This is a genomic window from Clostridium perfringens ATCC 13124, from assembly GCF_000013285.1.
Lineage (GTDB): Bacteria > Bacillota > Clostridia > Clostridiales > Clostridiaceae > Sarcina > Sarcina perfringens.
Genome location: NC_008261.1, coordinates 45,270 through 65,596, shown reverse-complemented (window position 1 = coordinate 65,596; position 20,327 = coordinate 45,270). Strand labels below are relative to the sequence as shown.

Genomic DNA, 20,327 nt, shown 5'->3' with positions numbered 1-20,327 from the left:
TACATTTTAAATTTTACTTATAAATCTCTTCTTTTATTATATTTATAACTTCCTCACCTATTTTCATCTGAGCCTCTTTTGTTGAAGCTCCAATATGAGGTGTTAAACTTACTTTAGGATGATTTATTAATTCTAAATTTTTACTTGGCTCTTCTAAGAATACATCTAGTCCAACGCCACCTAAAGTTCCATCATTTAAACTAGTTATTATTGCGTCTTCATCTAGTGCTTTTCCCCTAGAAGTATTTATTATAAATACTCCCTTTTTAACCTTCTTTAATTCTTCACTTCCAATTATACTCTTAGTTCCAGAAATATTTATAGAAATAAAATCTGATTTTCTTAATAACTCATCAAATTCTACTTTTCTATAATTATTGTCTATATTCTTAATATCAATTAGATCAAAGTATATTATTTTCATACCTAAAGCTGTACATTTCTTAGCTAATTCAGATCCTATTCTTCCCATACCTATAATTCCAAGAGTTTTTCCTTCAAGCTCAACACCAACATAATCTTTCTTTTTCCAAAGACCATCTTTCATAGTTATATTAGATTGATTTAAAAATCTTGCTAAAGAGAACATATGGGCTAATATAATCTCTGCAACTGATGAAGAACTTGCATTAGGAGTATTTCTTACTTTAATTCCATTTTGTTCAGCATATTGAACATCTATATTATCAAGTCCTACTCCACCTCTTATAATTAATTTTAACTTTCCACCTTTAATCGCTTCATCTATTAATTCTCTTGTAATTTTTGTGGCAGACCTTATAACTATACAGTCTACTTCTTTTATTTTTTCTTTTAAATCCTCTATATCATAATGATTAGTATCAACATCAAAACCTAGCAATTCCAAATTGCTAATAGCTTTTTTATCTAATCCATCATTTAAAAGTATTCTTAACATATCAAAATAGCCCCCTTATAAATTATTTAGTATAAAAGAAACCCACACTGATCAGTGTGGGCTTAAATTTATTCCAATTCTAAAATTTCATTTATATTGCTTAATAATTCTTTTATATCTTTAACTTGGCAGTCAGCCATGTGTGCTATTCTAAATGTCTTATCCTTTAGCTTTCCATACCCATTAGATATTTGAAATCCTCTTTTCCCAAGTTCCTTATTTAAAGCCCCAATATCTATATTTTTATTATTTTTTATAGTTGTAAGAGTATTTGAATAGTACTCCTTTTCAGGATAAATTTCAAAATATTTTTCTGCCCATTCTCTAACTATTTTAGCCATTTCAATATGTCTATTGAATCTATTTTCTAGCCCTTCTACATTTAATATATAATCTAATTGGTAATCTAAAGCATACATATGTGAAATAGAAGGAGTTGATGGATATTGATAATCCTTCTTTTTAATATATTTATATAAAGCTAATAAATCTAAATACGTTCCTCTAAACTTAACTTTTTCTGCTCTTTCCCTAGCTCTTTCTGAAAATGTACATATTGCTATTCCTGGAGGAAGCCCTAAAGCTTTTTGTGAAGAAGTAATACATATATCTATATTAAGTTTATCCACCTCTATTTTACTTCCACCTGCAGAACTAACTGCATCAACACAGAATATAACCTCTGGATATTTCCTTATAACTTTGCTTATTGCTTCTAAATCATTCATAACCCCTGTAGATGTTTCATTATGAGTTACTGTTATTAAATCATACTGTCCAGTTTTAAGAACTGAATCAATTAAATCTACATTAATACTTTTTCCCCAAGGAACTTCAAATTTATCCACAGGAACATTATTACTTATCCCCATTTCATACCATCTATCCCCAAAAGCCCCCACAGAAAATACAGCAGCCTTCTTTAAAGTACAACTTCTTATAGCTCCCTCCATTAATCCACTTCCTGAAGTTGTTGATAAAAGTATTTCATTATTAGTAAAAAATAATTTCCTTAAATTATCGCTTATTCTTCTTTGTAATTGAGATGCCTCTTTACTTCTATGCCCAATCATAGGAGTAGCCATTTTTTCTAATACTTCCTCTCTCACCTCCACAGGTCCTGGTATAAATAGCTTTTTATGCATGTAATCCCCTCCTTTACTTGAACAATTATTTTATTTATTAGTATATAATAAATTTTCTTCATTGGTGATACAAAAATAAATAAAAATAATTATAAATTGCCTTTTTAGAAATAAAAAAAGACCTATATCAAAAAAATATTGATTAAGGTCTTTCAAATATAAATTAAATCATATCCTGTAAAATGTTGAATTTATTCTCCATTTCCTTTTCACAAGTTCCACTATGAAACTCATTGCAATTTAAACAGCTTTTACAAGAATTCATTGAAGATACTGCTTCTCTATGTCTAGCTGAATAATCAACACAATTTTCTGCTATATCTATAAATTCTTCACTAATAGCCATACAAATTCTCCTTTCTCAGAACAATACTATATGCTTAGTATTTTCTAAGAAAGTTTTTTTATACTAATTTATTCCTCTTCATCATTCCAAAATAAAACTGACTCTGTTTCTCTACAGTATTTTACACATATACATTGTCCTAAATTTCTAGGGCAAAGTCTACAGAGACAATTTTTTTCTGTTCCATCACATCTATCATTCTTAAAATCTATACAATACTTACAATTTATACTTGTTCCAACAGCCATAACAAACCTCCTGTTCCTCTCTTACATACAGTTAAAAGTATATCACTTTTAATCTTTTCTTTAAAACAAAAAGATTCTTATAAATATTATATTTATTTAAATTGTAAGTTTAAAAGGAAGACTACTCTATTTGTTTAATTCTCATTTATCTTATAAACTATTATTAAAATTTTCTTCCTTATCAATTGTCTTATTATTATCTAAAAACCCTGTAGTTTCATCAAATTCAATATAATCACCTATACAAGGTTGAATCTCATTGCATACTTCAATATTATCTTCTACTAAATCCTTATTTAATATCTTTCTTCTATATAAAATCTCTAAAAAAACAAATAATAAAACCATAGAAATTAAAGATGCAATGTTAACCATAAAGGTTCCCTTAACATAACTTACACTTGGAATAAACATTATAATTAAATATCCTATGGCATTTACAAATACAAATCCAATTAATATACTCATAGAAATATAAATAAAATATCTAGGTATTTCAAAGAAATATGGTCTATCTAAATATTTTAAATTCATTATTTTTAAAATTAAGCTTGAAATATAAATAAGCAGTACTGAAATTGATGATAAAATTATTATAAATGTAAGCTGTTTCCCTAAAGAAAAAGAATTTATCTGAAAATCTAAATTTAATAAATTAAAAATTAATAAGACTTTCTCACCAATAAAATTTAGGAAGTTTCTTACCCAAATAAGTTTATCACTAATTAAAAGCTCACTTACTGAAAAGATTAAAATTAAACCCTCCATAAAAAATATTGGAAAGATTCCTGCAAACATTCTATCCTTAACAATTAAATTCATAGTAAAAATTATTGAAGTAAATAATAATCCTAATGCTATGAAATAAAGAAAACTTATACTAAGCTTATCTAAACTAAAAAAATTTCTATATGGTATATAAAAAATTAATTTTATAAATATGTTAATTAGCATAGGCATTAGAGAAACTCCATAAATTAAAATAACTTTAGAAAAGAAATATTTCTTTGTATTCTCCTCTCCCACAGCTAAATTTTCCTTTAGCTCCTTTTCCTTATCCTGAAATAAAAATCCAACACTCCAAACTAAAAATAAAAATAATAAAAATTTATCTACACTCCCAATTGAAAAACATTTATTTATTATGGAAATATCTAAATTCCCTTGCCTTGCCTGAAAAAAGTATCTTATCATACTGTAATTTCCCATTAAAAAGAAATAGGTTATTCCTAAGACTATTAATCCTCTAATCCCTCTAGACTTGTATTTGTCTAGAATTAAGTTATTACTCTTCATAAAATTCTCCATTCACTAAAGTATAAATTCTCTATAAATATACTTTTATAAATATATTTTTATGATTTTTATTTCTTTAAGTAGCAAATTTTATTTAAAAACATATATTAATATAAAGAGTGATTAATTGCTTCTTCATTTTTTGACTACTCCTCTCCTTAGAAAAGGAAGAAGTGCTTAATACATTCCTTGCTTACTTTGCAAGTTTCCTCCCATCTAAAAATAAAAAAACAGGTGATTTCACCTGTTTTTTTATTTATATAAATTCTTATATTTATCTAACAAAAACTTGGAATAATATCATTAAAACTACTCCAGGTATCCCTAAAATACCTGCTATTAAAGCAGTTAATAAGTTTATTCCTATAGTTATGCCAAAATAAGCTCCAAAGTAATTAACAATCATAAGTAGTATAGCCCCAAAGACACTATTAATAACCAAGCCTATTATTTTCCCTATTGATCCAAATATTAATCTTAAAATTAATATTGCAACAAGCACTCCTACAATTAGAAGAATTATATCATCTAAGGATAACGCTCCTATATCCATAAATCTACCACCTTTTTAAATTATACTTATCCTAGCATTCTTAAATATATGTTCCATACTAACTTTTATACCTCTTTTTTTAGCTTCTCTTATTAGGTATTCATATCTAGCGTTAATATCTTGCTCTTTATATATTAAAGATTCTATAAGTTTATCATCACAAGCATTTTGAAAAGCTGATCTTGCAACCTCCATTTCTAGTATGGTTTGCTCAATAGCTTTTAATATTTCCTCATCTTGATTTGAATAATCTATCTTTTTTATTAAGTAATCAGAAATTTTCTTTTTATCCATAACTAACACCTCCAACTTATTCCTTTGGAATTATTTCCAAAATGTCCAAGTTATATTCAGGTGTTATAAAGATTTAACTTTGTATTTTAACTTTTTTAATTAGTTAATTCCCTTGTGTTTATATTGTTTAATTACCATTATAAAGATTTAATACTGTATTTTAAGCTCAATTTGTATTATAAAATAATTTAGCTCTTATTTATAATTACAAGGCCTAAATAATCTTTATATAACAGTTCTACCTTCTAAGGCTTTAGATAAAGTTACTTCATCTGCATACTCTAAATCTCCCCCAACTGGGATTCCTGCTGCAATTCTAGTAACCTTAACATCTAATGGCTTTAATATCTTTGAAATATACATAGCTGTAGCTTCCCCTTCAATAGTAGGGTTTGTAGCTACAATAACCTCTTTTACATCTCCGCTCATTCTTGCTACTAATTCTCTTATTCTTATATCCTGTGGTCCTCTTCCTTGCATTGGAGAAATAGTTCCATGTAAAACATGATATAAACCATTAAATTCTTTAACTTTTTCCATTGTCATAATATCCTTAGGTTGTTCAACCACACATATTATATCTTTTTCTCTATTAGGATTTGAACATATTGCACATGGATCTGTATCTGTAAAATTACCACATACAGAACAATATTTAATAGTTCCTCTTGCTTTTACTAAGGCATTTGCAAATTCCTCTACCTCATCCTTTGGCAAATTTAAAATATGTAAAGTTAATCTTTGAGCTGATTTTTTTCCTATACTAGGTAATTTAGCAAACTCTTCAATTAACTTTTCTATAGCTACTGGATAAAATTCCATCCTTTTTCCTCCTATTATTTAAACTAAATTCTCTCTATTTATAAAAAACTCCGCTGAGAAGTTTCAGCAGAGTTTTCAAATTTAATAAGTATTTCTATTAGAATAATCCTGGCATTCCCATTCCACCAGTTAATTTACCCATCTTTTCTGAAGTTTCTTCAGAAGCTTTTTCTAAAGCTTGCTTAACAGCTGAGAAAACTAGATCTTCTAACATTTCAACATCATCTGGATCTACAACTTCTGGCTTTATATTAAGTGCGATTAATTCTTTCTTTCCGTTAACTTTTGCAACAACTGCACCGCCGCCAGCTGAGCCTTCGAATTCTGATGCTTCGATTTCCTCTTGCATTGATTGCATTTGTTTTTGAAGCATTTGTGCTTGCTTCATTAAATTATTCATGTTTCCCATTCCGCCTGGAAATCCACCTCTTGCCATACTTACATCCTCCTTAAAAATTAACTCCTTAATATTATATAGTATTTTTGAAAAATTTACTATAATATTAGATTATATGCTTAACCATTATTATTTGGTTACAATTTTATTCTATTCTTCAACTATTTCTAGACCATCACCCATAATGCCTGAAAGTCTAGCTTCTAAATCAGCTTCCTCAGCTTTTTCCTCTTCTGTTCCTTGTTCTACACTATATACAACTCTTACAGGTTCCTTTAAAACTTCTGAAAATATATCATTTACTATTTTAGAGAAATCATGTTTTTCAAGTCTTTCTTTATTATGTCTATATTCATAAGTATATCTAAATTCAACAACACCTTTATTACAAGAAACTTTGCTTATACCCTTTGCTAAGGCTATATAAACCATATACTTTCCTCTACTCTTAAAGGTTTCAAGTATATCTTTCCAAACCTTTCTTAAATACTCTGGTGTTAGGGTTGAATTTTCATTTACTACCTCATAATTATTTGAACTTTGAGTAACATTCTGTTGTTTATTATTTAAAGTTTTATTATTTGAAGCTTCATTTGAAACTTGTGATTTAACCTCTTCTAAATTAGTATTAACCTGTATATTTCCACTTCTTATTGCTTGTTCTAACTTATTTATTCTTGCTAGCATAACTTCCTTAGATGTATCATACTCTATTTTGCACATTTTTATTACTGCAAGCTCTAAATAAACTCTAGCCTGTTTACTAAGTTTAGCCTCTTCATCACATTCTTGCACAATTCTTATGCATCTCATGATTTCTTCAACCTTTAACTTAGCACCTTGCACTTTAAGTTTTTCTATATTTTCCTCAGCAGTATCTAAAACTTCCTCTGGATTTGAAGTTACCTTTATCATAAGCAAGTTTCTATAATGAACTATTAAGTCCTTTATGAAAAGAGTCATATCCTTTCCTGTAAGAACTAATTCTTCTATTATTTCCATAGCACTTTCTATATCTCTTTTTATTATAGAATCTACTATTTTAAATAAATTATCATTAGTTACAAGACCTAACATAGAAACTAATTCATCATAATCTACCTTACCATCCCCTATAGAAATAGCTTGATCTAATATACTTAAAGAGTCTCTCATAGCTCCATCAGATACTCTTGCAACAAGATCTAAGCTTTTATCATCACAGAATATACCTTGCTCAGTAACTATTTTTCTTAGTCTTCCTGTTATATCTTTTCTACTAATCCTTTTGAAGTCAAACCTTTGACATCTTGATAATATAGTTATAGGTAATTTTTGAGGATCTGTTGTAGCCAAAATAAAGACCACATTCTTTGGTGGCTCTTCTAAAGTCTTTAAAAAAGCATTAACTGCCCCAATAGAAAGCATGTGAACCTCATCCATTATGTAAACTTTAAACCTAGCTTCTTGGGGTGGATATTGAACATCATCAATTATATCCCTTATGTTATCTACACCATTGTTTGAAGCTGCATCAAGTTCAGTTATATCTATTGCTAATCCTTCATTTATTTTTTTACACATCTCACACTGATTACAAGGCTCTCCGTCTTTTAAATCTAGACAGTTTAAAGCCTTAGCCATTACCTTAGCTGTAGAGGTTTTACCAGTTCCTCTAGTACCACAAAATAAATATGCATGAGCTGTTCTTTCATTTATTATCTGATTTTTTAATGTAGTGGTTATATGCTCTTGACCTACAACATCATTAAAGGTTTGTGGTCTCCACTCTCTATACAAAGCTTTATATGCCAAATTATTCACCTCTCTAAGCCTGTATTAACATATAATTATTATACATCAAAACAAGCCATAATACCTATCACACTTATTTTATATTTTTCTTAGTTAAACCATTATATCATGATTAATATTTTCTTTTTTAAAAATAAATATATAATTATCTTAATAATATTTTTATGTTAACCTTGAAAGGAATTTTTATATGTTTTCTATAATTGTTGCCAAAAGTATTAATAATATCATTGGAGTTAATAATAAAATGCCTTGGAATATTCCATCTGATTTAAAAAGATTTAAAGAACTTACTATGGGTAAAAAAATATTAATGGGAAGAAAAACCTTTGAATCTCTTCCTTTTGTTTTACCTGGAAGAACTCATTTAGTTTTAACTACAAAGAAAGATTTTTCTTATAATCATAAGGACGTAATTATTTATAATGATTTAAATAAGCTTATTTCTGAGTATAAAGATAGCATGGAAGAAATATTTGTAATAGGTGGTGGAAAAATATATTCTGAGCTTTTAAAATATACTTCAAAATTATATATAACTGAAGTTTTAAAGGAATATAAAGGAGATACTTATTTCCCTAAAGTAGATTATTATAAATGGATAAAAACTTATGAAAGTTCTATTCATGAAGAAAATGGTAATAAGTTTAAGTTTTTTAACTATAAAAAGATATAATCTTCAATATATCCTTAGCTATAATTTATTTAGAGGTTATTATAATGCTTATTCCTAATGACTTAATAAAAAGTAAAAACTCCTATTTAAGTAGACATATGAAATATCTACTTAATGGAGTTTTACTTTTTTTATAACTTTTTATTTAATATGATTCTTCTAAAGATACAACTTCTCTTTTTCTAAATACTAACCCTGCTATTAAGCCTCCAACTATAGCTGGAACAACCCAGTTAAATCCTAGGTTTGCAAGAGGCAACTTATGAACAAATTCAAATTTTATTCCTAAGCTATCAATTACAGTAAGTAAGCTTATTAAAAGAGTTGCATAAGTAGCTCCCTTTACCACTACATTATTTGGAACGAATTTTTCAAATATACTCATTACTACTAATAATATAGAAACTGGATAAATTAAGCTTAATACAGGTACTGCAATTTCTATTATTTTATCTACTCCTAAATTAGAAGATAATGCACTAAATACACATATTGCTATTACTATATATTTGTATTTTAATTTTTTGTTAGATACATCTTCAAAGTATTTAGCTGTAACAGAAGTTAATCCTACAGCCGTTGTAAGACAAGCAAGTCCTATTACTATTGCTAACATAATAGTACCTGTTGACCCTAAAATTGCATTAGTTATATTCATAAGTAATGTTGTTTGTGAAATACTGCTATCATATAAAGTTGAAGATGTAGCCCCTAAGAATGTTAATCCTCCATAAACAATAGCTAGTCCAATACATGCAATTAAGGCAGATTTTATTGTAAGCATTCTATTTTCTTTTTTGTCCTTATAGCCTTTACTTGCAAATGAAGCCATAACAAGTGCTACAATTCCTCCAGTTCCTAAAGCATCCATTGTTTGATATCCTTGAGTAATCCCAGTCATAAATAACTTACCTGAATTAACTTTTTCTAAATCTCCAATAGGATTTATAATTCCCTTTATTATTAATACTGCTAATGATATAAGTAATAATGGTGTTAGAACCTTTCCGATTATATCCATAACCTTATTAGGCTTTATTGTTAGCACAAAAACTATTAAAAAGAATATTACTGAAAATACATATGGATTTACATTTCCTAAAAGTGGAGAAATACTCATTTCAAATGTTGTTGCCGCAGTCCTTGGCACTACTAATATAGGTCCTAAGCATAGCATCATTAAAATTTCTAAGGTAATACCAAACTTTTTACCTGCTCTTCCAACAACCCCTTGGAAAGATCCAGCCTTAGAAACTGCAACTATTGATAAAAATATTATTCCTACGTCTGATATTATAAATCCTAAAAAACTAATTAACCATTCACTTCCTGATGTTAATCCTATGTATGGAGGAAATATTAGGTTTCCAGCCCCAAAGAATATAGAGAATAAGGCAAATCCTATTACTAATATATCTTTCTTTTTGTTCATTTTTTACAACCCCAATCTAATTAATTTATATTTTTCATATAAAAAAGCCACATAGTGTAAAACTATGTGGCCTTAGTGCCTTAAATAAAAAGCCACATAGTGTTTATCTATGTGGCTCTACATGCATTTTAAACTTAGCCATCATAGATACAAACCTAGTTTGCATCTATGAATCTTTTATATATCATAAACGCAAACTTAACTATAATAGCTAAAGTAAAAGGTATTTAATTTTGAAGCTCTAGTTAAGTTTAAATTTTTCATACTCAATACTCTCCAAATTTCAATTTATTATCTTAATAGAATTTTAATTGTTAAACCATAAAAAGTCAATAGAAATTAATGATATAATATTAAAAAAACTTTGAAAAACCTATGAATAACATAAAATAGCTTTTAAATATTAACTTATTTATGGCAATTTAATATTATTAATTTATTAGCATCCAGCATAGTAAACTAATATTTTATCTACTAAGTTAGATACCTCCTTATTACTTTCTATAAAAATCTTTGCATTACTTTTTATAATTTCTTTATCATGAGAATTTTTCATTGTCTCTAAAGAAGTTTTAGCTTTATTTAAATTATTTATTATATCATCATTATATGAAGCAAATTTTTCTGGAACCTTTACCCCTTTAAGGTCCTCTATTAAACATTTAAAAAAATTATTTGATCTTTCTAACTGTTCAATCATAGTATTATTTAATTTACCAGTTTCAGATACTGTTCTCATATTTTTTATAGAACCATCTACGCTCATATTAACAATAGTTGATGAAATTTTATCTATGTACTCTTCTTCGTCTTTACTTTTTTCTTCTTCCCTACTCTTTTCTATAGGAATATTGATTGTATTTTTTTCACCGCTTGTACTACATCCAAGAACGAAAAGCGATAAAGTTACCCATAGAATTCCTACCAAAAGTTTTCTTCCCATAACTTCCTCCGTAAAATTATATTTTTGTCATAAGTATGTCTATATAATTATACCAACAAGTATAAAAAATTTTATTAATGTTTCGTGAACATATAGAAAACATAATTTTACAAAATAAAAAAAACTTTTAACATACTCTGTTAAAAGTTTAATTACATAATAAAACCGTGCACCTCACTTCGACAATAACTTATGAACGTTACCTATGCAGTTAGCTCAAGCCAGACGTATCCACGGCACATGAAAATGACTGCTTATCGCTGCTTCCTTCCGGACCTGACGAGGTTCACAGGTTTCCATTGCGTGGGGCCCAACTCTCAACACCACTTACATAGGGCAGACTCCACAAGTTAGAGCCTCTATGAGGACTTCGATCCTGCTGTAGCGGATTGCAGGTTACAGGGCACCGCTAACTCCCCATCTAGCACGGCATGGCGGAGAGAGAGGGATTTGAACCCTCGGTAGAGTTTCCCCTACACACGCGTTCCAGGCGTGCTCCTTCGACCACTCGGACATCTCTCCATAATAAATATTAATTTGTAATACTTTTTCATTCTAACATATAAGTCTAACCAATTCAATACTGAAAATTTAATTATAATTATTATACTTATATGAATAAAATTAGTATAAATTAGAAATTTTAATTTAAACAATACTTTTATCCTATATTTATTTTAATATAATCACTTAAAAATGAGCTATATCAAAGCTTAAAAAGAAAATTTAAAATAATATCTTCTAAATAAAATTGATACAGCTCCATATAAATCTAATTTATAAATATACCTTTTCTCTTTTTCTTTCCTCTTGAAACAATAATTATTATTGCCACAATTCCAATAATAATTCCTAGTAAGCTAACTAATTGAGCAACTCTAATATTCATAAAATATAAACTATCTGTTCTTAGCCCTTCAATAAAGAATCTTCCTAGAGAATATAAAGATATATAAGCAGAAATAACTACTCCCTTATATCTATCTGTAATATTATATAAAATTATCATCAATAAAATGGCCACAAATATATCCCATATACTTTCATATAAGAATGTAGGATGATAATATGCTCCATTTATGTACATACCCCTTTGAATAAACTCAGGAAATTTACTAATAAACTCACTAGTTACTTGTCCACCATGAGCCTCTTGGTTAAAAAAATTCCCCCATCTACCTATTCCTTGAGCTAATATAAAAGCTGGAGCCACAATATCTGCATAGGCTAAAAAATCTACTTTTTTAACCTTACAATAAATAAATGCAGTTAAGAAAGCTCCTATTATTCCTCCATGAATCGCTAATCCACCTTGTCTTATGTTTATCATATCCCAAAAGCTATGATAATTTTCAAGCTCAAAAAGCACGTAATATGCTCTAGCCCCTATAATAGCAAAAGGAAAGCACCATAAAAATAAATCTAAGATAACATCAAAGTTTAAATTCTTTTTCTTTGCGTTAATACTTACCAAGGTCATTGCAATTAAAATTCCTAATGCTATGATTATGCCATACCACCTTACTTCAAAACTACCAATTGAAAATGCTACTGGATTCATCTAACCTCTCCCATTCCTTTTAATTTTTTATAATAATACTACAGGAAAATTGTTAAGTAAATATGTATCATTCTCATTTAAATAAAATATTATAAAAAAACTTAATAATAAAATATGTAATATAACAGTCTTATTATTAAGCTTCTATCTTATCTATTTAGTTTTATATTTAGAATCCTGTTTTAAGCTAGTATTAATTTTTATTGATATATTCATACATAAGATAATTTATTGAAAAGTCTCTTTAATTTTTTATTGATTAAATTTACTGTAATGTATCTGTGTAAAATACATTTATAAATGGAATTTCAATTTCTTCTCCTGCACTATTTTTAATCTTTTTAGATTCAACTAATCCCTTAACTTTTATTTCACTTCCATTTTTTAAATCTGGCAAATCGCCCTTGCATAATACTCCTAAGTACACTGAATCAGCTATGCAGCAAGTCATATCTATTTGAGTAATTGCAAATTCTTCTTTTTCATATAATTCACTAACATATAAAAGCCCTTCTATAGAAATTTCTTTTCCTACAAAATCTTCTAGATGAAGTATTAATTCTTCTAAGGAACTATGAAAATTTTTCTCTGTAAATACTAAAGCTTCATTACTATTTAATTTTTCATTAGAGTGCAGGTGATTATGTTCACTCTCTTTATGTCTATCATGATATAACTTAACCCCTTTTAAGTTTAAGGAGACCTGATTAATATTTAATCCATTGGCTATATTTAAAATAACTAAAGCAAAAATAAAAATTAAATATCCACCCTTAAAACTCCTTCTAGTTGAGGTTTTAAAAATATTGAAAAATTGTATAACTAAAATCAAAAATAATAATATTATGGCCAAAATTACATATGCCTTCATATCTCTTGATATAATCAAAAAAATCTTTTCACTCATAAACATTTTTATTATTAAATATTCAAAGCAAAATAATATAAGAAACCATATGAATTCACTAAAATTAAATTTTCTCATAAAGGTTCCTCCTTAAAATATCAAAGCTGAAGCTATGAAGCAAAGTGAAAAGACTACAAATAAAAGTTTAATTACAAAGGATTTTTTAAATATAGAAAATAACATTATTGTATTTTTTAAATCTATCATAGGACCTATAATCAAAAATCCAGTTATTGATCCTAAAGAAAATCTATTCATAAAGGTACTAGCAACAAAGGCATCTGCCTCTGAACACAAGGAAATTAAGAATGAAAAAGCCATAAGGATTATTATTGATAAAACTGCACTATTTTCAAAATAAAAAATAATATCCCTTGGTACAAAGGTTTGAAATATGGCAGCTAAAGTTGCTCCAACTATAAAATATTTTCCTATTTCATAAAACTCTAAGGATGTATGCTTTAAAAGCCTTATAAGTTTACTAGAATTATCATCTATTTCTGAACATCCACAAAGACATTTTCCTTGTAATTCTCCCTCACCATTATCTATGAAAATATTATTTTCTCCACTTAAACAAAGCATAAGTAGCCCAGCTATGACAGCTATTGAAAAGCCTACGCCCACTCTCAACAATACTACCTTTATGTTTCCATCAAAAGCATAATATGTTGATAATATAACCAGTGGATTAACTATAGGAGCCGCCAACATGTAAGTTATGGCCACATTTAAAGGTACCTTTTTATTTAATAATCCCTTTGTTATAGGCACTGTGGCACATTCACAAACAGGTAAAAAAACTCCTATTATCCCAGCTTGAATTGATCCTAATAATTTATTTTTAGATATAATTTTATTAAAAATATTATTTGAAATATAAACTTGCATAAAGGAAGCTAGCACTGCCCCTATAAGTATAAAAGGCAGTGCTTCTATTACTATACTAGAAAAGACTATAGAAAATTTATTTAAAAGCTCCATATTTATCCCATCATCCTGTTTATAAGTCTTTCTTTGTTAAAGTTCATATTAGTTCCTTCCTTACCTATGCAATTAACTATATGGGCATTATGATTAAATCTTTCTATCATATCTTTATATTCTTTTAAAGCATTTTCACTTATTTCATTACATTTATTTAAAACAATAAGATTGCTTAGTGATATGTTCGGTATTATCATTGAAGGTATGTTCTTTAAAAACATATTAAAAGTTGTCATATCAATTAAATTAACTATAATCCCAATCTTTAAATATTCCTTAAGCTTACTATTTGTAACTTTATCTATAAACTTTTTAGTTTCACTAACCCCATTACACTCAATAAAAACTCTCTTAGGCGCATAAAACTTTATGCTTCTTATTAAATCCTCTTCCTTTAATTCATCCATGCTATAAAACTTTTTTACATTAATATTTTTCCTACAATTTATTAATTCTTCCTGCCCACGCTCACATTGTATTACTAAAACCTCCTCCTTAGAAAAATCATCTAAAATGTGATTTATGAAGGATGTTTTTCCTGATGATAAAAAACCTGTTATTAAATCAACTGAACATTTTTTCACATAATCCTCTCCCTTATTTTTAAGAAAATAACTTATCTATACTATCTTTATTTAAATTTCTTCCTATAACACAAACTCTACCTGTATAATCACTTTTATAATTAACAATAGAAATATCATTTGGTACAAAATCAAATTTAAACCACTTATTATCTTTAGATTTTATTATTCCCTTTGCCCTTAAAACCTCACCATGCTTGTTATTTTGAAATTCATTTAAAATTTTTACTAACTCAGAATATTCAAAGGTTTTTGGTGTCTCCACTCCCCAATTTTCAAAAAACTCAGGTGCAGAAACTCTTCTTAAACCTATTCTTTTAGGCTTCTTAATATTTATATTCTCTATTAAATTTTCAACTTTTTTCTCTGAAACTTGAATTATTCTTTCTGGGCTTAACTTACTTAACTCAGTAGTTATAATGTTAGCCTTATTGTTTATTGTTTTTATTTCATTACAAACATGAGTAATTTCCTTATCAGAAAGTTTTTCTACTCTAGTTAATATTATTGTGTTTGCATTTACTAATTGACTTCTATAAAAATCTCCAAAGTTTTTCATATACATATGAACATTTTGAGCATCAACCATGGTTATTTTCATATTTATTCTTAAGCCCTCTATATGAGCTTCTTTTATAGATTCAAGAACTTGAGAAAAATTAGCTACTCCTGAAGGTTCAATTATGATTCTATCTGGTCTGTAATTTGATATTATGTCTAAAATATTTTGTTTAAAGTCTCCCTTTATGGTGCAACATATACACCCAGAATTAATTTCTTTTACTTCAATTCTTCTATCTTTAAGTAAATCTCCATCAATTCCAACTTCTCCATATTCATTTTCCACAATAGCTACCTTTTCATCCTTTACTAAGGTATCTAAAAGCTTTTTTATTAAAGTAGTTTTGCCAGCTCCTAGGAATCCTGAAATTATATCTACTTTCATTTAATCCTCCTACTATAGAAACCATATTCTTATTGATTATATTCTTAAAACAAAAGGATTATTACTTAAAGTAATAATCCCTAAATCTCTAAAAATAAGTAAAATAAAAGCTTAAGAAAGACTTTATCTTTCCTAAGCTTTTATTTTGTAAATACCACCAAAACCAATAATTATTTTTTTACTTTTATTATTTTATATTATAAGTTGAATTTCCTGAAATCCACTCGTTTATATCTTTGTCCACTACAACTTTTCCATTTGCTATTATCTTTATGTTTTCTGGCTTATAAGCATCTGAGAATGCTGTATATTTTCTTTTTCTAATCCACATATTTTGTATATCATCAATTTTTAGATTTTCATCTTTTAATTTGAAAGTATAAGTGTCTTTACTTCCAGTCATAAAATCATTTCCTGGGTTGTCCATTTCCCATTCTTGAGTTTTTCCATCCTTTGTTTTGATTCCAAAATACATGTAGTCATCTGTTCCAGCATCTTTCTCACCACTAGTTGATATGTAAGCTACTAGTTCTTTTACATTCTTTCCAACTGATGGATCATTACCCTCTGATACATCGTGTAAGAATCTATAAATATATCCCGCTGTTCCTTTTTGAGAGTTAGCTAAAGTTACCTTTGCTGCATAATCCCAATCATCCCAACTATGACTCATGCTAGCATGACTATAGTATATTGATTTTCCTGTTTTAGCAAAACCTCTTGCATATTCTTTTGACCATGCATTAAAATCTTTGTTTTTTAAGATATCAGTATAAAAAGCCTCATTAGTTTTGCAACCTGCTGTGTTTATTTTATACTGTTCTTTTCTTTCCTCTGCAAAAGTCTCAAACTTAACATGTCCTGCGCTATCAACGGCAGTAACATTAGCAGGATGATATGGAGTATCTATATCTCCAAAATAGTGCATAGCCTCTCCAAGATAGAATGTAGCTTGTTTATAGTTTCCTCTTTGCCATTCATATCTAGCTAATGCTGAAAATTTTCTTATTTGTGATTCCCCTGTGTCAGGTATAGAATAAGCTAAATACCAACTATTATCCTTTGAGAAATTATTATCTGTATCAGGATCCCAGAAATGATCTTGATATAGATCATATGCATTCTTATCATAATCTGGATAAGTAGAACCTAATTGAAGCTCATGCATGTTCTCTTTTAAAATCTCTAAGTTTTTTCTTACACTTTCTGGTTCATTTTTGGACAGATCATTTTCTAAGATTGAAACCCCTTGAGTTACAATCATAGCATGAGTTCCTGTTCCATCAATCTTTCCATCCCAAGCGTAGACTTTAGTTGATGCCCCAGCCCATAGGCTAGTTGCTAGCGCGGCACAAATAAGCGCCTTACAAATCTTTCTTTTCATTTTTTATATCCCCCGTTAATTTTTTTCAAGTATTAATCTCCCCTTTTTTGATAACGATTAACACTTGCACTGAAATTATACCATATAATTACCATAAGCTCACTAAATTTTTGAATATTTTTTAAAATATTTTTGAATACAATTCAAATTTCAATTAAACATATCTAACCTTACCCACTCTAAATTGTTAAACTTATTTTTAATATGAAAATTTACAATTATTAGTGCTATAATAAGTTAAATCTTGTTTTTTAATTTAATAAGAATTTTTACACATAATATAAGGGATGGAATAAAATTTGAAATAAATTATAAGGCAAAGGATTTTAATATGGATAATAAAAATTTTCAATCAAAAACAGGTTTTAACTTAGAAAACACTTATTTAACTCTTCCAAATATATTCTTTAGTGAACAAAATCCAAAGGGTTCAAAAAATCCTAAACTTATTAAGTTTAATACTTCTCTTGCTGAAGAACTTGGGCTTAATGAAGAAGTTTTAAACAGCGATTTTGGACTTAATATATTTGCAGGAAATGAAACCTTCCCAGGAATTGTACCAATTGCACAGGCTTATGCTGGGCACCAATTTGGTCATTTTACAATGCTAGGAGATGGTAGAGCACTCTTATTAGGAGAACATGTAACTAAAGATAGTAAAAGATATGATGTTCAATTAAAAGGGTCTGGTAGAACAATCTATTCAAGAGGTGGAGATGGAAAGGCTGCCCTTGCACCTATGCTTAGAGAATATATAATAAGTGAAGGTATGCATGGTCTTGGAATTCCTACAACTAGAAGCCTTGCTGTAGTAAATACTGGTGAGGAAGTTTTAAGAGAAAGATTTGAACAAGGTGCTATATTAACAAGAATAGCTTCTAGTCACATTAGAGTTGGAACTTTTGCTTATGCAGCTCAATGGGGAACTTTAGAAGATCTTAAAAGTCTTGCTGACTATACTATTAAAAGACACTTTCCTAATATAGCTAAGAGTGAAAATAAATATATTTTATTTCTTGAAGAGGTAATAAATCGTCAAGCTGAACTTATAGTTAAGTGGCAAAGTGTTGGATTCATTCATGGGGTTATGAACACTGATAATATGGTAATCTCAGGAGAAACTATAGATTATGGACCATGTGCATTTATGGATACTTATGATACAAACACAGTATTTAGTTCCATTGATTATGCTGGTAGATATGCTTATGGAAATCAACCTAACATGGCTTTATGGAACTTAGCTAGATTCTCAGAAGCACTACTTCCTCTTCTAAACCCTAACCTAGATGAGGCTGTTAATATTGCTAAAAAGTCCATATCAAACTTTTCTAAACTATATAAAAAATATTGGTTCAATAAAATGAGAGCTAAACTTGGTCTTTTCACAGAAAAAGAAAATGATGAATTGCTAATTGAAGGGCTTTTAAGCACAATGCAAAAATATGAAGCAGATTTTACTAATACCTTTGTATCTTTAACTCTTAATAAATTTGAAGATGAAAAAGTATTTAGTAGTGATGAATTCAAAACTTGGTATGCTCTTTGGCAAAATAGATTAAAAGAAGAAAATAGATCACAGGAAGAAGTAAGGAATTTAATGATGAATAATAATCCTTATATAATTCCTAGAAATCACTTAGTTGAAAAAGCTCTTAAAAATGCTGAAAAAGGTGATTTTACTTTTATGGATAATCTATTAGAAGCACTAAAGAATCCTTATAGTTATTCTAAAGATTTAGAAAAGTACACTAAGTTACCTGAGAAAAGTGACACTCCTTATGTAACATATTGTGGAACTTAAAATTTAATTATATAAATTAATAGAATATAAATTAATGGGATATAAAAAACTTTTTTATAAGCTTTTTATATCCCAATTTTTATATCTAAATCTCTATATAATTTTCCTAACTTAAAATATATTCATTACCTCTATGTCTTTATTTCCTGCCCCTTCCATCATCTCATTGTACATTCCAAGAATTTCTTCTCCATAGGTAGGACTTGGTGCCCAATTTTTGCTTAAATCAATTACTGAATTAGCTTTCCCAAATATTGAAGCAAAGTGTCTAGGGTCCTTTGTTTCAGCCTTTGGATATCCTTCTGCCCCTGCATATAATGCTAAGTGATCCAAATGAGCCTTTACTCCTTCATTCCAACTTTTAAATTTCATATGAGCTTTAGGGTCTTTATCGCTCCCACCCTTATTTGTTTTTAACCCACATGGATTATGATATGAAGCATCTAATACTCCTCCAAAATTACCATAGGCAGTTTCCTTAGCTGCTTGTACATACGCTAAAGCTGGATTAACATCCCCATGTTCATCTGAATATTCCCAATATAAATCAGCAAGTTCAACAAATTCCTTAGTGGCTCCTTTTCCTTGTGCCCATTTTTTAGCATCATCTACTGTTATAAAAACATCTGAAACTATTGGTATATCCTCTTCTGTTTCTATTTCTATTTTTACGCTCTGCGCCTCTGTTACATGAACCACATCTATGTTTATTATTGTTAACATTACTAATATTGCTACTATTAAAGTTTCTATGTTAAATTGGTCTTCCTTCACAATAGGATCCTCCTAATACTATTACATAATATTCTCTATAAATAATATGCTATCCTATTCTTATTTATGTAAAAAAAGTGAACCCAAAACTTGAGCTCACTAAAAATTATTACTCTTTATTAATAACTTCCCAAAAGATTAAAATTAAAGTTCCTACAAAATAGCATATAATATCTTTTACATCAAAGGATGTACCTATGAGAATTGTAAAAAATCTACTATTTTGAAGATGTAATATCTCAACTATTCTAAAGTATTGTAAAACCTCAACTAAAACACCAAATAAAAAAATATATATGGGTAAATTTTTTATTTTTCTTCCAATTATTCCTCTTATAAATGTGTATATAACTATTACAACTAAAACATCACCTATATAAGGTCTAATAAAATTATCATGTACAAATAGTGCAATAAAAACCTCAATAATTAATAAGATTAAAAAGATAGCTAAATATCTTTTATTTATTTTCATAAAAACACTTCTTTCAAACTAATTTCTTTAAATAAAAATA

The 20,327-nt window shown here is 28.1% G+C and carries 22 protein-coding genes, 1 tRNA gene and 1 other RNA gene; 2 read left to right on the top strand and 22 right to left on the bottom strand.

Annotated features, from left to right (window positions below; genetic code table 11):
- Nucleotides 1-13 precede the first annotated feature (13 nt).
- From CPF_RS00320 to dnaX, 10 genes are all read right to left on the bottom strand, one after another.
- The gene (locus CPF_RS00320) at nt 14-919 is read right to left on the bottom strand and encodes a D-2-hydroxyacid dehydrogenase (RefSeq protein WP_011590046.1); all 906 of its coding nucleotides are present in this window, start codon (nt 917-919) and stop codon (nt 14-16) included.
- A gap of 68 nt (nt 920-987) precedes the next feature.
- A complete protein-coding gene (locus CPF_RS00315) occupies nt 988-2,064 on the bottom strand; it encodes a pyridoxal-phosphate-dependent aminotransferase family protein (protein WP_011590045.1) in 1,077 nt (358 codons plus the stop codon).
- A 163-nt stretch (nt 2,065-2,227) separates the two neighbouring features.
- On the bottom strand, nt 2,228-2,410 hold the full coding sequence (locus tag CPF_RS00310) for a hypothetical protein (RefSeq protein ID WP_003450908.1): 183 nt from the start codon (nt 2,408-2,410) through the stop codon (nt 2,228-2,230).
- A 68-nt stretch (nt 2,411-2,478) separates the two neighbouring features.
- Complete coding sequence (locus CPF_RS00305; protein ID WP_003450880.1) at nt 2,479-2,658, bottom strand: hypothetical protein; 180 nt, start codon at nt 2,656-2,658, stop codon at nt 2,479-2,481.
- A gap of 150 nt (nt 2,659-2,808) precedes the next feature.
- On the bottom strand, nt 2,809-3,954 hold the full coding sequence (locus CPF_RS00300) for a hypothetical protein (RefSeq protein WP_011590044.1): 1,146 nt from the start codon (nt 3,952-3,954) through the stop codon (nt 2,809-2,811).
- 274 nt (nt 3,955-4,228) lie between these two features.
- Entirely contained in the window at nt 4,229-4,507 is a 279-nt protein-coding gene (locus CPF_RS00295; RefSeq protein ID WP_003450885.1) for a pro-sigmaK processing inhibitor BofA family protein, read from the bottom strand.
- A gap of 15 nt (nt 4,508-4,522) precedes the next feature.
- Complete coding sequence (locus CPF_RS00290; RefSeq protein ID WP_003450842.1) at nt 4,523-4,801, bottom strand: YaaL family protein; 279 nt, start codon at nt 4,799-4,801, stop codon at nt 4,523-4,525.
- A 225-nt stretch (nt 4,802-5,026) separates the two neighbouring features.
- Entirely contained in the window at nt 5,027-5,623 is a 597-nt protein-coding gene (recR, locus tag CPF_RS00285) for a recombination mediator RecR (protein ID WP_003450875.1), read from the bottom strand.
- Nucleotides 5,624-5,720: 97 nt separating this feature from the next.
- Entirely contained in the window at nt 5,721-6,059 is a 339-nt protein-coding gene (locus CPF_RS00280; RefSeq protein WP_003458189.1) for a YbaB/EbfC family nucleoid-associated protein, read from the bottom strand.
- A 111-nt stretch (nt 6,060-6,170) separates the two neighbouring features.
- On the bottom strand, nt 6,171-7,814 hold the full coding sequence (gene dnaX, locus CPF_RS00275) for a DNA polymerase III subunit gamma/tau (protein WP_003479629.1): 1,644 nt from the start codon (nt 7,812-7,814) through the stop codon (nt 6,171-6,173).
- 190 nt (nt 7,815-8,004) lie between these two features.
- Here dnaX and CPF_RS00270 point away from each other — a divergent pair, with 190 nt between their 5' ends.
- Complete coding sequence (locus CPF_RS00270; RefSeq protein WP_011590043.1) at nt 8,005-8,490, top strand: dihydrofolate reductase; 486 nt, start codon at nt 8,005-8,007, stop codon at nt 8,488-8,490.
- Between the two features lie 145 nt (nt 8,491-8,635).
- Here CPF_RS00270 and brnQ read toward each other — a convergent pair whose 3' ends face one another.
- From brnQ to cpa, 10 genes are all read right to left on the bottom strand, one after another.
- Nucleotides 8,636-9,922, bottom strand: a complete 1,287-nt coding sequence (brnQ, locus tag CPF_RS00265) for a branched-chain amino acid transport system II carrier protein (protein ID WP_003458178.1) — start codon at nt 9,920-9,922, stop codon at nt 8,636-8,638.
- 439 nt (nt 9,923-10,361) lie between these two features.
- On the bottom strand, nt 10,362-10,865 hold the full coding sequence (locus CPF_RS00260) for a hypothetical protein (RefSeq protein WP_003468616.1): 504 nt from the start codon (nt 10,863-10,865) through the stop codon (nt 10,362-10,364).
- A 165-nt stretch (nt 10,866-11,030) separates the two neighbouring features.
- Nucleotides 11,031-11,295, bottom strand: an RNA gene (gene ffs, locus CPF_RS14700) — signal recognition particle sRNA large type.
- Between the two features lie 2 nt (nt 11,296-11,297).
- Nucleotides 11,298-11,387, bottom strand: a tRNA-Ser gene (locus CPF_RS00255).
- A 250-nt stretch (nt 11,388-11,637) separates the two neighbouring features.
- Nucleotides 11,638-12,426 carry a prolipoprotein diacylglyceryl transferase gene (lgt, locus tag CPF_RS00250; protein WP_003468570.1) on the bottom strand — a complete coding sequence of 263 codons (789 nt, stop codon included), beginning with the start codon at nt 12,424-12,426 and terminating at the stop codon, nt 11,638-11,640.
- 265 nt (nt 12,427-12,691) lie between these two features.
- Nucleotides 12,692-13,411, bottom strand: a complete 720-nt coding sequence (locus CPF_RS00245) for a TIGR03943 family putative permease subunit (RefSeq protein WP_003468577.1) — start codon at nt 13,409-13,411, stop codon at nt 12,692-12,694.
- Between the two features lie 12 nt (nt 13,412-13,423).
- Nucleotides 13,424-14,317, bottom strand: coding sequence for a permease (locus CPF_RS00240; RefSeq protein ID WP_003468662.1), 894 nt, complete (start codon nt 14,315-14,317; stop codon nt 13,424-13,426).
- Between the two features lie 2 nt (nt 14,318-14,319).
- The gene (locus CPF_RS00235) at nt 14,320-14,904 is read right to left on the bottom strand and encodes a GTP-binding protein (RefSeq protein WP_011590042.1); all 585 of its coding nucleotides are present in this window, start codon (nt 14,902-14,904) and stop codon (nt 14,320-14,322) included.
- 19 nt (nt 14,905-14,923) lie between these two features.
- Nucleotides 14,924-15,850, bottom strand: a complete 927-nt coding sequence (locus CPF_RS00230; RefSeq protein WP_003458162.1) for a GTP-binding protein — start codon at nt 15,848-15,850, stop codon at nt 14,924-14,926.
- A gap of 187 nt (nt 15,851-16,037) precedes the next feature.
- Nucleotides 16,038-17,234, bottom strand: a complete 1,197-nt coding sequence (gene cpa / locus CPF_RS00225) for an alpha-toxin (RefSeq protein WP_011590041.1) — start codon at nt 17,232-17,234, stop codon at nt 16,038-16,040.
- A 331-nt stretch (nt 17,235-17,565) separates the two neighbouring features.
- On the opposite strand from cpa, the gene CPF_RS00220 reads away from it, so the two are divergent.
- The gene (locus CPF_RS00220; RefSeq protein WP_011590040.1) at nt 17,566-19,038 is read left to right on the top strand and encodes a protein adenylyltransferase SelO; all 1,473 of its coding nucleotides are present in this window, start codon (nt 17,566-17,568) and stop codon (nt 19,036-19,038) included.
- A gap of 111 nt (nt 19,039-19,149) precedes the next feature.
- Here CPF_RS00220 and CPF_RS00215 read toward each other — a convergent pair whose 3' ends face one another.
- On the bottom strand, nt 19,150-19,812 hold the full coding sequence (locus CPF_RS00215; RefSeq protein WP_003458203.1) for a glucosaminidase domain-containing protein: 663 nt from the start codon (nt 19,810-19,812) through the stop codon (nt 19,150-19,152).
- Nucleotides 19,813-19,921: 109 nt separating this feature from the next.
- The gene (locus tag CPF_RS00210; protein ID WP_003450965.1) at nt 19,922-20,287 is read right to left on the bottom strand and encodes a DUF2809 domain-containing protein; all 366 of its coding nucleotides are present in this window, start codon (nt 20,285-20,287) and stop codon (nt 19,922-19,924) included.
- Between the last annotated feature and the right edge of the window lie 40 nt (nt 20,288-20,327).